At 68.8% G+C, this 12124-nt stretch carries 15 protein-coding genes and 1 pseudogene; 6 read left to right on the top strand and 10 right to left on the bottom strand.

Features of this window, described 5'->3' with window-relative positions; translation table 11 throughout:
* Window positions 1–461, bottom strand: a pseudogene (locus Q0588_RS13605) (DNA polymerase IV); the annotation flags it as partial.
* A 333-nt stretch (window positions 462–794) separates the two neighbouring features.
* On the opposite strand from Q0588_RS13605, the gene Q0588_RS13600 reads away from it, so the two are divergent.
* The gene (locus Q0588_RS13600) at window positions 795–1181 is read left to right on the top strand and encodes a response regulator (protein WP_298747153.1); all 387 of its coding nucleotides are present in this window, start codon (window positions 795–797) and stop codon (window positions 1179–1181) included.
* Entirely contained in the window at window positions 1178–2539 is a 1362-nt protein-coding gene (locus tag Q0588_RS13595) for a PleD family two-component system response regulator (protein WP_298747150.1), read from the top strand. The genes Q0588_RS13600 and Q0588_RS13595 overlap by 4 nt, the downstream gene beginning before the upstream one ends.
* A gap of 151 nt (window positions 2540–2690) precedes the next feature.
* Here Q0588_RS13595 and rpmG read toward each other — a convergent pair whose 3' ends face one another.
* From rpmG to Q0588_RS13565, 6 genes are all read right to left on the bottom strand, one after another.
* Window positions 2691–2858 (bottom strand): 50S ribosomal protein L33, encoded by a 168-nt coding sequence (gene rpmG / locus Q0588_RS13590; RefSeq protein WP_003164451.1) that lies wholly within the window; start codon window positions 2856–2858, stop codon window positions 2691–2693.
* Window positions 2859–2953: 95 nt separating this feature from the next.
* Window positions 2954–3688 carry an NUDIX domain-containing protein gene (locus Q0588_RS13585; protein ID WP_298747148.1) on the bottom strand — a complete coding sequence of 245 codons (735 nt, stop codon included), beginning with the start codon at window positions 3686–3688 and terminating at the stop codon, window positions 2954–2956.
* Between the two features lie 42 nt (window positions 3689–3730).
* Window positions 3731–4510 (bottom strand): hypothetical protein, encoded by a 780-nt coding sequence (locus Q0588_RS13580; protein WP_298747145.1) that lies wholly within the window; start codon window positions 4508–4510, stop codon window positions 3731–3733.
* A 4-nt stretch (window positions 4511–4514) separates the two neighbouring features.
* Window positions 4515–6836 (bottom strand): ribonuclease R, encoded by a 2322-nt coding sequence (gene rnr, locus Q0588_RS13575; RefSeq protein ID WP_298747142.1) that lies wholly within the window; start codon window positions 6834–6836, stop codon window positions 4515–4517.
* Window positions 6837–7298, bottom strand: coding sequence for a type II toxin-antitoxin system VapC family toxin (locus Q0588_RS13570; protein WP_366873007.1), 462 nt, complete (start codon window positions 7296–7298; stop codon window positions 6837–6839). It lies immediately after the preceding gene.
* Window positions 7285–7551, bottom strand: a complete 267-nt coding sequence (locus Q0588_RS13565; protein ID WP_298747138.1) for a type II toxin-antitoxin system prevent-host-death family antitoxin — start codon at window positions 7549–7551, stop codon at window positions 7285–7287. The genes Q0588_RS13570 and Q0588_RS13565 overlap by 14 nt, the downstream gene beginning before the upstream one ends.
* A gap of 116 nt (window positions 7552–7667) precedes the next feature.
* Between Q0588_RS13565 and Q0588_RS13560 the strand changes: the two genes are divergently transcribed.
* From Q0588_RS13560 to Q0588_RS13550, 4 genes are read left to right on the top strand one after another with little or no spacing between them, the layout of a single operon-like run.
* Window positions 7668–9071, top strand: a complete 1404-nt coding sequence (locus Q0588_RS13560; protein WP_298747135.1) for a cystathionine beta-synthase — start codon at window positions 7668–7670, stop codon at window positions 9069–9071.
* A gap of 7 nt (window positions 9072–9078) precedes the next feature.
* Window positions 9079–9306 (top strand): DUF4160 domain-containing protein, encoded by a 228-nt coding sequence (locus Q0588_RS16060; protein WP_366873005.1) that lies wholly within the window; start codon window positions 9079–9081, stop codon window positions 9304–9306.
* Complete coding sequence (locus Q0588_RS13555) at window positions 9303–9740, top strand: DUF2442 domain-containing protein (protein WP_298747132.1); 438 nt, start codon at window positions 9303–9305, stop codon at window positions 9738–9740. Before Q0588_RS16060 ends, Q0588_RS13555 begins: the two co-directional genes overlap by 4 nt.
* Before the next feature lies 1 nt (window position 9741).
* The gene (locus tag Q0588_RS13550; protein ID WP_298747129.1) at window positions 9742–10905 is read left to right on the top strand and encodes a cystathionine gamma-synthase; all 1164 of its coding nucleotides are present in this window, start codon (window positions 9742–9744) and stop codon (window positions 10903–10905) included.
* A gap of 87 nt (window positions 10906–10992) precedes the next feature.
* Here the strand turns inward: Q0588_RS13550 and Q0588_RS13545 are convergent, their stop codons facing one another.
* From Q0588_RS13545 to Q0588_RS13535, 3 genes are all read right to left on the bottom strand, one after another.
* On the bottom strand, window positions 10993–11253 hold the full coding sequence (locus Q0588_RS13545) for a hypothetical protein (RefSeq protein WP_298747127.1): 261 nt from the start codon (window positions 11251–11253) through the stop codon (window positions 10993–10995).
* A gap of 73 nt (window positions 11254–11326) precedes the next feature.
* On the bottom strand, window positions 11327–11539 hold the full coding sequence (locus tag Q0588_RS13540; RefSeq protein ID WP_168049007.1) for a cold-shock protein: 213 nt from the start codon (window positions 11537–11539) through the stop codon (window positions 11327–11329).
* 253 nt (window positions 11540–11792) lie between these two features.
* Entirely contained in the window at window positions 11793–12005 is a 213-nt protein-coding gene (locus Q0588_RS13535) for a cold-shock protein (RefSeq protein WP_168049003.1), read from the bottom strand.
* Window positions 12006–12124: the final 119 nt, after the last annotated feature.

Here is a 12124-nt window from a genome sequence, read left to right as displayed (position 1 = left end):
AGGGCGGGCGGGCCGCCGTTGAGCCGTTCGGTGCCGGACAGGTCGATCCAGGCCTCGTCGAGCGACAGGGTCTGGACCAGGGGCGTCAGCTCGCGCACGGCGCCGAAGATGGCCTCCGAGGCGGCGACGTATTTGCGGAAGTCGGGCTTGACGACGACGGCCCCGGGGCAGGCCTTCAGGGCCCTGAACATCGGCATGGCCGAATGGACGCCGTACTGGCGCGCGACGTAGCAGCAGGTGGAGACGACGCCGCGCTTGCCGCCGCCGACGATGACCGGGCGGTCGCGCAGTTCCGGGCGGTCGCGCTTTTCGACCGAGGCGTAGAAGGCGTCGCAGTCGAGGTGGGCGATGGTCAGGGCGGCGAGCTCGGCGTGGCGCACGACCCGGCGCGAGGCGCAGGCCGGGCAGCGCTCGACCGGGGCGTCGGCGGCGTGCAGGCAGTCGCGGCAGATGGATTTCATCAAGGCCGGATTGTGCCTGACAGCGGCGCCGGTGGGGAGCAGATTCAACGATCCGCCTTCCGCGAAGCGGGAGCAGGGAAGGTTCATCACAAAGGGCACGACGAGGCACGAAGGACACGACGGGACATGGGATGTGGCGCGGTCCCCGTTGTGCCCTTTGTGGGGCCGTTGTGTTCGTTGTGACGAACCAGCCGACCGTCGATTTGAACGCCGGCTTCGCCAGCAAGGGCGCTTCACGTCAACTTAAGAGAAGCGATGCAAGCTGCTCCCGAAGAAGGCGAACAAGCCTCCGCGCAACCGCGCTTCCGAGGAAGCGGAACAGGCCGGGTGATGATGTCGAAGACGGTCCTCATCGTCGAGGATAACGAGCTGAACATGAAGCTCTTTCATGACCTGCTCGAGTCCCAGGGCTACCGCACCCTGCAGACCCGCGAGGGGCTGCAGGCGCTCGCCCTGGCGCGCCAGCACCGGCCCGACCTGATCCTGATGGACATCCAGCTGCCCGAGATCAGCGGCCTGGAGGTCACCAAATGGCTGAAGGACGACGAGGAGCTGAGCCACATCCCCGTCGTCGCCGTGACCGCCTTCGCCATGAAGGGCGACGAGGAGCGGATTCGCCAGGGCGGCTGCGAGGCCTATATCTCCAAGCCGATCTCGGTGACGCATTTCCTCGAGGTGGTGCGCAAACACCTCGGCCCGGTCGAGGCCCTGACCCGATGACGGCGCGCATCCTGGTCGTCGATGACGTCGAGCCCAACGTCCGCCTGCTCGAGGCCAAGCTGACGCTGGAATACTATGAGGTGCTGACGGCGACGGACGGCGCCACGGCGCTGGAGGTCGCGGCGGCGGAGCGGCCCGACATCATCCTGCTGGACGTGATGATGCCGGGGATGGACGGCTTCGAGACCTGCCGGCGGCTCAAGTCCGACCCGGTGACGCGGCATATTCCGGTAGTGCTGGTCACCGCCCTGGACGGCCGCGAGGACAAGATCAAGGGTCTGGGGGTCGGGGCCGACGACTTCGTCACCAAGCCGATCGACGACGTCATCCTGTTCGCCCGGGTCAAGTCGCTGGTGCGGCTCAAGGCGGTGATGGACGAACTGCGCGAGCGCGAGGAGAGCGGCCGCCGGCTGGGGGTCGACGCCGACGGGGCCGGACGGCTGCGCGGCTCGGGCGGCCGGGTGCTGATCGTCGACGACAACGAGCTGCAGTCGGGGAAGATGACCACCCACCTGGCCGGCGAGCACCGGCCGGTGGCCGAGGCCGATCCGGCCGCGGCCCTGATCGCCGCGCGCGGGCCGGTCGACCTGATGATCGTCAACGTCTCGAGCAGCGGTTTCGACGGCCTGCGCTTCGTGGCCCAGGCGCGCTCCAGCGAGGCCTCGCGCAAGACGCCGATCCTGGCCGTGGTCGACCCCGCCGACCGCCCGCGCCTGCTCAAGGCGCTGGAACTGGGCGTCAACGACATCCTGCCCCGGCCGGTCGACAGCGAGGAGCTGATGGCGCGGGCCCGGACCCAGATCAAGCGCAAGCGCTACGCCGACTTCCTCAAGGAGAAGCTGGACTACAGCCTCGAGATGGCGGTCACCGACGCCCTGACCGGGCTGCACAACCGCCGCTACATGGCTGGCCAGCTGCAGGCCCTGGTCGGACGGGCCGGGCAGGGCGGCGACCCGGTGGCGGTGCTGGTCATGGACATTGACCACTTCAAGCTGGTCAATGACGGCTTCGGCCACGACGCCGGCGACGAGGTGCTGCGCGAGTTCGCGGTGCGGCTGGCGACCAATGTGCGGGCCATCGACCTGCCGTGCCGGCTGGGCGGCGAGGAATTCGTGGTGGTCATGCCGGGGGCCAGCCTCGAGGCCGCCGCGCGGGTGGCCGACCGCATCCGCCGCGACATCGAGGCCCAGCCCTTCCCGATCATGGGCGGCACCGAGGGGCTGACCATCACCGTCTCGATCGGGGTGGCCGCGAGCGTTCCGGGAGATACGCCGGAGGCCCTGCTGAAGCGCGGCGACGAGGGCGTGTACGAGGCCAAGGCGCACGGGCGGAACCAGGTGATCGCCCGGGCGGCGTAGGTCCGCGCCGGCCCCTCCGCCGCCCTGGGGCCCCCTCTGTCATCGCACGGGGAGGAGACAGCAAAACGCCCGGCCGTCGCTGACCGGGCGTCCGGATCCTCGGATCGGCCTCGCTTCGCTCGGTGTCCGAGGATGACGAGGTTCGAAGGACCTACTTGATCTTGCCTTCCTTGAACTCGACGTGCTTGCGCACGACCGGGTCGTATTTCTTGACGACCATCTTCTCGGTCATCGTCCGGGCGTTCTTCTTGGTGACGTAGAAGAAGCCGGTGTCGGCGGTCGAGTTCAGGCGAATCTTGATGGAGGCGGGCTTGGCCATCGGACAATTACCTTTGCGACGGCGAAAGCCGCTGGAAACGAGAGGCGCGGAACATACTCAGGCGCGTTGGGAAGTCAACCGCGCGGCGGCGCGGGTCAGGGGCGGTCGGGCCCCGGTTCGTGCGGGTAGTCGACGACATGGCGGCCGCGCACCATGCGCACGAAGGGCAGGGGCCGGTCCGGGCGGGACAGGCGTTCGGCCACCTCGGCGAGGACGAAGCGGGTGATGGCCGGCAGGTCGACGGCGCGGGCCTCGTCGAGCGGCAGCCAGGCGATCTCGTCCAGTTCGCCCGACCCCGCCGTGGGGTCGGGATGCAACAGGGCCGAGGCGTCGGCCATGAAGAAGCGGGCGTCGAAGCGGCGGCTGCGGCCGGGCGGGGTGACGGCGCGGGCGATGTAGCGCAGGGCGGCCAGGTCGGGCAGGGCGCCGGCGGCGCGGAACTCGCGCCACGGGCCGGCGACGGAGGCGGGCGGGGCGGGCGCGCCGAGGATCAGGCCGGTCTCCTCGAAGGTCTCGCGCACGGCGGTCAGGGCGAGGGCGCGGGCCCGGCGCGGCGTGACCTCGCGGGCGAGCCGAAGCGCGTCGGCGGGCGGGAGTTCGGTTGCCGAGGCGGCGGCGTGGTCGGCGCGCTCGACCCGGCCGCCGGGGAAGACCCATTTGGCGGCCATGAAGACGTGGCCGGGGGCGCGGCGGCCCATCAGCACCTCGGCCGCGCCGGCGCGGACCCGGGTCAGGATCAGGGTGGCGGCGTCCTTCGGGCGCCGGCGGTCGCCGGTGCGGGGGGCGTCGGCGAGGTCCCGGGCGGCGTCGAAGGGGGCAGAGGCAGGCATATGACCTCGCCATGGACCCTGCCGCGGCAGGAGGCAAGGCGGTCAGCTACGACTCCAGTAGGCGATAAACGCGGGGGGCCTGTCGTCCGCGGTGCTGAATGAATGGACGACGGGGTCGAGGCCGGCCAGAGGCTCGGGATTTCCGAGACTCTGTAGCTGGATCATCATCTCGGTCAGTTCATCGCCGCCAATGTCCGCGCGCATGATGCCCGCCACCTCGCAGAGGTCGGTCGAGCATCGGATGCTGACGGTCGGGATATCCCGAGCAAAATTCGCGATGGCCCCATATCGCTGTGTCAGGAGGGCTTCAGTTTTCGCCGACCAGCCGGCGTCGCGCCCGCCCGAGGACACCCGGGCGTGCAGGTCGGCGAGATCGGGCTCGGGCGCCTGGCGTGACATGATTTCGGCGGCGAGGCCTTCGTTCCAGACGGCGGGAGGCGTAGCGGTCTGGTGAGCCAGTAGAACCGCGGCGGCGAGGATTGCGGTGATCATGAGGAAGCTCCATCGTCCGGAAAACGGCGCGCGCCTTCGAAACGCGGCGTCGGGACGGAGAGCTGACGACGATGCTGAGGCGCCGGCCAGATCGATTAAATCGTGACGATTTTCTTGGGCGGTCAGCAGGCGGGCGATCTCGCGGCTGCTGCCGAAGCCCGTTTTGCGCCGGGCCGCGCGGAAGCGTTCGTTGACGGCGGCGACCGACAGGCCCTTCAGCGTGGCGATGGACTTGGCGGTGTGGCCGCGGCCAAGCAGGAGCAGCAGCTCCCGCTCGACGGCGTTGAGCCGGTCGAGACGTTCGGAGGATGTGGGCCCGGGCGTCTCCATCCGCCTACCGCCGCCTGCCCTTGCGGACGCCCTTCAGGCCGCCGGAGGGCTTGGGGCCGCCGGGGCGGCCGGCGCCGCGTCCGGGAGGGCCGTCACCGCCGCGGCCGCGGACGCGGACGCCCAGCCGGGGAGCGGGGGCGTTCGGGTCGCGCGGAGCCGGGTCGCTCAGCATTTCGAACACCAGGCCGCCGGTGACCGGGGTGGCCTCGACCAGCCTGACCTCGACGGTGCGGCCCAGGGTCCAGCGCCGGCCGCTGCGCTCGCCGACGAGGGCGTGGGTGCGGTCGTCGTGGTGGAAATACTCGCCGCCCAGGGAGGAGACCGGCACGAGGCCGTCGGCCCCGGTCTCGTCCAGCCGGACGAACAGGCCGAAGCGGGTCACGCCGGTGATGCGGCCGGGGAAGGCCGCGCCGACGCGCTCGGACAGGAAGGCGGCCATGTAGCGGTCCATGGCGGCGCGCTCGGCGGCCATGGAGCGGCGCTCGGTCAGGGTCACCTGTTCGGCGACGGCCGGCAGTTCGGCGATCTCGCGGTCGGTGAGGCCGTCCTTGCCGAGGCCGAGGGCGCGGATCAGGCCGCGATGGACGATCAGGTCGGAATAGCGCCGGATCGGCGAGGTGAAATGGGCGTAGCGGTCGAGGTTGAGGCCGAAATGGCCGATGTTCTCGGGACTGTAGATGGCCTGCATCTGGGTGCGCAGGACGACCTCGTTGACGACCTCGGCGTGCTCGCCGTCGCGGGTCTCGTCGAGCAGCTTGTTGAAGCGTTTGGTGGTCGCCGGCTCGCCCTTGTTCCACGGCTTGCCGAGGGTCTGGAGGAAGTCGCCGAGGTTGAACAGCTTCTCCTGGCTGGGCGCGTCGTGGACCCGGTAGAGCAGGGGGACGCGCTTCTGCTCAAGGGTCTCGGCGGCGCAGACATTGGCCTGGATCATCATCTCCTCGATCAGGCGATGCGCCTCCAGCGACTTGCGCGGCTGGATCGCGCCGATGCCGCCGCCGGGGTCCATCAGCACCTTGCGCTCGGGGCTTTCGATGGCCAGCGGGCTGCGCTTGATCCGGCCCTTGAGCATGGCCCGCCAGGCGTTCCACAGCGGATAGAGGATCAGGTCCATGATCGGGCCGGTGACCTCGTCGGTCCCGCCGCCGCGCTCCGGGCCGTCGATCGCGGCCTGGGCCTGTTCGTAGCTGAGGCTGGCGTGGGAGCGCATCAGGCCGCGCAGGAACTTGTGGCCGATCTTGCGGCCGTCCCTGTCGAAGACCATGCGCACGGCGAGGCAGGCGCGGTTCTCGCCGTGCTTGAGGCTGCACAGGCCGTTGGACAGGACCTCGGGCAGCATCGGCTCGACCCGGTCGGGGAAGTAGGTGGAATTGCCCTTCTCGCGGGCCTCGCGGTCCAGCGCCGTGCCGGGGCGGACGTAGGCGGCGACATCGGCGATGGCGACCCAGACGATCCAGCCGCCCTCGTTCTTCGGATCCTCGTCGCGCTGGGCGAAGACGGCGTCGTCGTGATCGCGGGCGTCGGCCGGGTCGATGGTGATCAGCGGCAGGTCGCGCAGGTCCTCGCGGCCCTTCAGCGAGGGCAGTTCCTGGTCCTGCGCCTCCTGCAGCACCTTGTCGGAGAAGCCCATCGGCACATTGTGGGCGGCGATGGCGATCAGGGAGGCGGCGCGGGGATCGTCCTCGCGGCCGATGGTCTCGAGAATCTTGCCGCGTTTGGGACCGTAGCGCTGGGCGCCCTTCTCGATGGCGGCCAGCACCAGGTCGCCGTCGCGCAGATCGGCCCCCTGGGCGTGGGGGACCAGCAGGACGTCCTTCGAGCGACGATCGACCGGCTCGACCCGCACCTCCTTGTTGGACTTGCGGATGACGCCGAGGACGCGGTTGGTATCGGTGTCGAGCACCTTGACGACCCGCGCCTCCCAGCCGTCCGCGCCGCGCGAGAATTTGGCCAGCACCCGGGCCCCGAGGCCGGGCGCGGCGCCGGTCTTGCCGGAGTTGTCGGGGACGAGGACGGCGCGCGGCGCGTCGGGCGAGGCCTCGACGAGGCGGACGTAGAATTCGCCGTCCACGTCGCGCTCGACCACGTCGGCGACGCCGACCGGGGGCAGGGCGCCGGCCTCGGAGAAGCCCTTCCTGCCCCGTTTGCCCAGCTTTCCCTCGGCCTCGAGCTCGCGGATCATCTCGCGCAGGGCGCGGCGGTCGCCGCCCTTCAGACCGAAGTGGCGGGCGATGTCGGTCTTCCCGGCCGATCCGGCCTCGCGCAGGAAGGCTAGGAGGGTGTCCTTGTCAGGCAGGCCGGCGACCGGCCTCTTGGGGGATTTGGTCATTCAGCTCTTCTGTTCGCCGATGTCTTCGGCGGGATTGATGCAGGCCACGCCGAGGGCGCGGGCCGCGAAGGCCAGGTTGGCATCCAACGTGGCCAGTTGATAGTTGTGCCGCAGACAGACCGCGAGGTGGATCGCGTCCGGCGCGCGGAGCTTGAGTTCAAACGCCCGGACCAGACGTTCGGCAGCGCGAATGTCCCGAGCCTCGGTGGGGGCGGCCACCGGCAGGCTCGCTCTGAAGCGGTCGACGGCGGCCAGGCGAGTGCTTGCGGCCGCTACGTCGTCCAGTTTCATGCGCACCCGCTTCGAGACCGCGGCTGACACCTCGGCGGAGGTGAAATCACTCACGATCACTCCGGACCGCCAGGACTGCACCTGGCGGATCACATTGTCGGAGGGGGTTCGTCGAACAGCAAGGCCGCGATGACGCAGGCGTCCAGGTAGGTCGGCCTCAAACCCCCTCATCCCTCAGCTCGCGGATGAAGTCAGCGGCCGGCATATGCGCAGGCGGAAGGCTTTCGCGCACCATCCGGAGGTTCTCCAGAGCGGCGGCGATGGCCTCCTCGGAGACATCCCTGGAGGGTTCCGTCGGAGCCGCTTTCACGATCTCGGCGATCACCTTCCCGTGGCGGGTGATGATGATGCGTTCGCCGTCCTCGACCCGTTCGAGCAGGTGGGTGAATTTGTTCTTCGCTTCGGCGACGCCGTAGACGGCCATGGCCGATCTCCAGTTCTGGCCAGAAATATAGCCATCCTCGGCCTGCTTCGCCAGCCGGGTTGTTCCGGCCGGGCGGCGCGCCTAGCTTCCGACGCCTCACCCGCCGGAGTCATTGTATGCCGCTCGCCCCCGCCCCGGTCCTGACCGGACCCACCGGTTCGTTGCTGGACCTGATCGGCAAGACGCCGATGGTCGAGGTGACGCGGATGGACACCGGCCCGTGCCGGCTGTTCCTGAAGCTGGAGTCGCAGAATCCCGGCGGCTCGATCAAGGACCGCATCGCCCTGTCGATGATCGCGGCGGCGGAACGGGAGGGCTTCCTGAAGCCCGGCGGCACCATCGTCGAGGCCACGGCCGGCAACACCGGACTGGCGCTGACCCTGGTGGGCCAGGCCAAGGGCTACCGGGTGCTGCTGGTCATACCGGACAAGATGTCCAGGGAAAAAATCCAGCATCTCAGGGCGATGGGGGCGGATGTTCGCCTGACCCGTTCGGACGTCCCGCACGGGCACCCGGACTATTACACCGACATGGCCGAGCGGCTGGCGCAGCAGATTCCGGGCGGCTTCTATGTCAACCAGTTCGCCAACGACGCCAACTCCCTGGCCCACTTCAAGACCACCGGGCCGGAGATCTGGGAGCAGATGGGCGGCGACATCGACGCCTTCGTGGCCGGCATCGGCTCGGGCGGGACGATCACCGGCATCGCCCGCTTCCTGAAGAGCGTCGGGTCGAAGGCCGAGATCATCCTCGCCGATCCGGTCGGCTCGACCCTGGCGGGGATCGTCAACGAGGGCGTGCCCGGACCGGAGGGCGGCTATACGGTCGAGGGCATCGGGCAGAATTTCGTGCCGGACACGGCCGACATGAGCCTGATCGACCGGGCCTGGTCGATCCCGGACGCGGAGGCCATCGCCACGGTGCGCGATCTGCTGCTGAAGGAAGGCGTGCTGGCCGGCTCGTCGTCGGGGACGCTGATCGCCGCGGCCCTGCGCTGGTGCCGCGAGCAGACGGAGCCGAAGCGGGTGGTGACCCTGGTCTGCGACACCGGGGCCAAATACCTGTCCAAGGTCTACAACGACGCCTGGCTGGCCGAGCAGGGGCTGGGCGAGCGCGAGCTGCACGGCGACCTGTCGGACCTGATCACCCGCAAATACGAGGACGGCGACGTGGTGGTGATCGGGCCGGACGACACCCTCGACACCGCCTTCAAGCGGATGAAGGGCGCCGATGTCTCGCAACTGCCGGTGATCGAGGACGGGCGCCTGGTCGGCATCGTCGATGAGAGCGACATCATCCATGTGATGAACACCGACGAGGTCACCCGCGGGGAGCGGTTCAACAGGCCGGTCGGGGCGGTGATGACCCGCGATCTCGACACGGTGCAGGTCGGCGAGCCGCTGGACGCCCTGATCCCACTGTTCGACCGCGACCGGGTGGCCATCGTGCTGGACGGCGAGCGGTTCGTCGGGCTGATCACGCGAACCGATCTGATCAACCACCTGAGCCTGAACCGTTAGGGCGGCGATGGTGACTCTCCATCATGCGCCGGCATGGAAGGTCGCCGTGTACGGGCGTGATCATGGCGTTCCGCATTTTCATGTGGAAGGGCGAGGGTGGCGATGCTCGGTTGCAATCGCCACCCTGGAGGTGATCATTGGAACGTATGATCAGAAGAGTCTGGGGGCCGCCATCGCCTGGGCGTCCGGCAGGCAGGCCGAGTTGATGGACAAGTGGAACGAGTTGAACCCATGACCGGCCTGGAAACCCAACATAGCCTGGAATCGGCCAAGGCCGCCGATCCCTTCAGGGTCGCCCTCGTCTGGAGTAATGGCCAGGAGGCCGTGATCGACCTCGCTCCGGCCCTGGAAAGCGAACAATATGCGCCGCTTCGTGAGCGGGACGTCTTCAGGTCGGTCAGGATTGGAACCTGGGGTCACAGCCTCGTCTGGCCCGGCGAGATCGAGATCGGCGCCGACTCGCTGTGGCTGGACTGCCTGTCGGCCTGGGGGCAGGAGGATACACGGGCCTTCCTCGAATGGCGGCTGCGCAACGGCTTTTCCGCCTCCCGAGCCTCGGAAGCGCTCGGCATCTCCCGGTCCAGCGTGGTGAAATACTCCACCGGGACGACCGTCCCGCGACGAATTCTCCTCGCCTGCAAGGGCTGGGACGCATTGCAGGCGGCCTAGGATGAGCGATCTGAAGAACAGCCAGGGGTTTTCGACCCGCGCCATCCACGCCGGCCAGCGGCCCGACCCGACCACGGGCGCGGTGATGACGCCGATCTACGCCACCTCGACCTACGCCCAGGAGAGCCCGGGGGTGAACAAGGGCTATGAATACGCCCGCGGCAAGAACCCGACGCGCGAGGCGTTCGAGGCCTGTCTGGCCGATCTGGAGGGCGGCACGCACGGCTTCGGCTTCGCCAGCGGCATGGCGGCGACCTCGACGGCGCTGGAGCTGCTGGACGCGGGCTCGCACGTGGTCACCGGCGACGACCTGTACGGCGGTTCGTGGCGGCTGTTCGAGCGGGTGCGGCGGCGCTCGATGGGGCTGGACTTCGCCTATGTCGACCTGAGCGATCTGGCGAAGGTCGAGGCGTCAATCACGCCAAAGAGTCGAATGATCTGGGCCGAGACCCCGACCAATCCGCTGATGAAGCTGGCCGACATCGCCGGGCTGGCGAAGATCGCCAAGGCGCACGGCCTGCTGCTGGTGGTCGACAACACCTTCGCCACGCCGTGGAGCCAGCAGCCGCTGAAGCTGGGCGCCGACGTGGTCATGCATTCGGCGACCAAATATCTGAACGGCCATTCCGACATCATCGGCGGGGCGCTGGTGACGGCGGACCCCGAGCTGGCGAAGGAGATCAGGTTCCTGCAGAATTCGGTCGGCGGGGTGATGGGGCCGTTCGACGCCTTCCTCGCCAACCGCGGGCTGAAGACGCTGGGCCTGCGCATGAAGGCGCACAATGAGAACGCCCTGGCGGTGGCCCGCTGGCTGGAGGACCGCAAGGGGATCGCCAGGGTGATCTATCCGGGCCTGATCAGCCATCCGCAGCACGAGCTGGCGGCGCGCCAGATGAACGGCCGGTTCGGCGGCATGGTCACGGCCCTGATCGACGGCGATCTGGAGCGGACGAAGCGGGTGCTGGAGCGGGTTCAGGTCTTCACCCTGGCGGAGTCGCTGGGCGGCGTCGAAAGCCTGGTCAACCACCCGGCCATCATGACCCACGCCTCGGTGCCGAAGGAGCTGCGCGAGGCCGGCGGGATCACGGACAGCCTGATCCGGCTGTCGGTGGGGGTGGAGGAGGTCGAGGACCTGATCGCGGATCTGGATCAGGCGCTGGGGTGATCCGCGCCGGGTCCCCCGGTCAGCGCCGCTGCGCGGCTTGCCGGAGGATGACGAAAGCGGTGGGGTCAAGCGCGGGCCGGTCGGGCCTCAGGCGGCCTTGCTGGGCAGGGCGGTCTGGTGGCCGGTCACGGGAACGACCTTCTTCTTGACCGGGGCGCGGACCTTCTTGACCGTCGAGGCCGGCGCGGCGGCGCGGCGGGCGACCTCGGCGTCGATCAGGGGGAGGATTTCGGCGGCGGCGGCCATCTGGACCGGCGAGCCGGTTTCGGCCAGGCGGGCGGCGTTGGCGCGCAGGGCCTTGAGGTCCGGATCGCTCATGGCGGGGATCATGTCGGCGAGCGGGGTCATCACAGTCTCCAGCTAAGGGTAAGGTGGTCGGGCCGGCGCCGGATCGGCGGCCGGCCCTTCCGTCGGTCTAAGCCTATTCGGCGGCCTTCAGGCGGCCGGCCGATTCCTTGCCCGAGCGCGAGTCGCGCTCGATCTCGTAGGAGACCTTCTGGTTTTCGTTGAGCGAGCCCAGGTCGGAGACCTCGACGGCCGAGGCGTGGACGAACACGTCCTTGCCGCCGTCATCGGGGGCGATGAAGCCGTAACCCTTGGTGGAATTGTACCATTTCACAGTGCCGGTAGCCATTTTGAGACCTCCGTTAGGCGTTGACCGCCGGAAGAGGCTCCGGGTCGGCCTGTCGGGTCTGAATGGGATCGGCCTTGGACCTCGGTGCGCGATGCAAAGGGGCAGCAGCGTTTCGCAGAGAGATCGACGAAGCCCTAGGTGGGCGCTTTGCGGGCCAATAGCAAGCGTTGCGGGCCAGACGGCAAAACGGCGGCGAAGGCTTTCGCCCCCGCCGCCGTTCGAAATCATGCGCCGGAAAACCGAGCGCCTGAAGTCAGCCCTCGGTCTTCAGCTGACCAGCGGATTCCTTGCCCGAACGCTTGTCGCGCTCGATTTCGTAGGAAACCTTCTGGTTTTCATCGAGGCCGCGCAGGCCCGCCTGTTCGACGGCCGAGATGTGGACGAACACGTCCTTGCCGCCGTCGTCAGGCTGGATGAAGCCGTAGCCCTTGGTGCCGTTGAACCATTTCACAGTGCCGGTAGCCATTTTCAGGACCTCCGTTAGCAGTTGACTTCAGGGAAGAGCCCCTGGAGCCTGTCGGGTCTGAAAGGAGCGGCTAGACCTCAGTGCGAAAGCAGAGGGTGGCGTTTCGCAGAGAGATCGAC

The sequence above is a fragment of the uncultured Brevundimonas sp. genome (assembly GCF_937870815.1).
GTDB lineage: Bacteria > Pseudomonadota > Alphaproteobacteria > Caulobacterales > Caulobacteraceae > Brevundimonas.
This window is presented reverse-complemented; position numbering and strand designations above follow the sequence as displayed.

Coding starts and splice junctions, on each gene's coding strand:
- Q0588_RS13555 (WP_298747132.1), top strand. CDS start 9,303: ATGACCGGCCTGGAAACCCAACATAGCCTGGAATCGGCCAAGGCCGCC.
- Q0588_RS13550 (WP_298747129.1), top strand. CDS start 9,742: ATGAGCGATCTGAAGAACAGCCAGGGGTTTTCGACCCGCGCCATCCAC.
- Q0588_RS13565 (WP_298747138.1), bottom strand. CDS start 7,551: ATGGCCGTCTACGGCGTCGCCGAAGCGAAGAACAAATTCACCCACCTG.
- Q0588_RS13580 (WP_298747145.1), bottom strand. CDS start 4,510: ATGGAGACGCCCGGGCCCACATCCTCCGAACGTCTCGACCGGCTCAAC.
- Q0588_RS16060 (WP_366873005.1), top strand. CDS start 9,079: ATGGTGACTCTCCATCATGCGCCGGCATGGAAGGTCGCCGTGTACGGG.
- Q0588_RS13545 (WP_298747127.1), bottom strand. CDS start 11,253: ATGACCCCGCTCGCCGACATGATCCCCGCCATGAGCGATCCGGACCTC.
- Q0588_RS13570 (WP_366873007.1), bottom strand. CDS start 7,298: ATGAGGGGGTTTGAGGCCGACCTACCTGGACGCCTGCGTCATCGCGGC.
- rpmG (WP_003164451.1), bottom strand. CDS start 2,858: ATGGCCAAGCCCGCCTCCATCAAGATTCGCCTGAACTCGACCGCCGAC.
- Q0588_RS13535 (WP_168049003.1), bottom strand. CDS start 12,005: ATGGCTACCGGCACTGTGAAATGGTTCAACGGCACCAAGGGCTACGGC.
- rnr (WP_298747142.1), bottom strand. CDS start 6,836: ATGACCAAATCCCCCAAGAGGCCGGTCGCCGGCCTGCCTGACAAGGAC.
- Q0588_RS13600 (WP_298747153.1), top strand. CDS start 795: ATGTCGAAGACGGTCCTCATCGTCGAGGATAACGAGCTGAACATGAAG.
- Q0588_RS13560 (WP_298747135.1), top strand. CDS start 7,668: ATGCCGCTCGCCCCCGCCCCGGTCCTGACCGGACCCACCGGTTCGTTG.
- Q0588_RS13595 (WP_298747150.1), top strand. CDS start 1,178: ATGACGGCGCGCATCCTGGTCGTCGATGACGTCGAGCCCAACGTCCGC.
- Q0588_RS13540 (WP_168049007.1), bottom strand. CDS start 11,539: ATGGCTACCGGCACTGTGAAATGGTACAATTCCACCAAGGGTTACGGC.
- Q0588_RS13585 (WP_298747148.1), bottom strand. CDS start 3,688: ATGCCTGCCTCTGCCCCCTTCGACGCCGCCCGGGACCTCGCCGACGCC.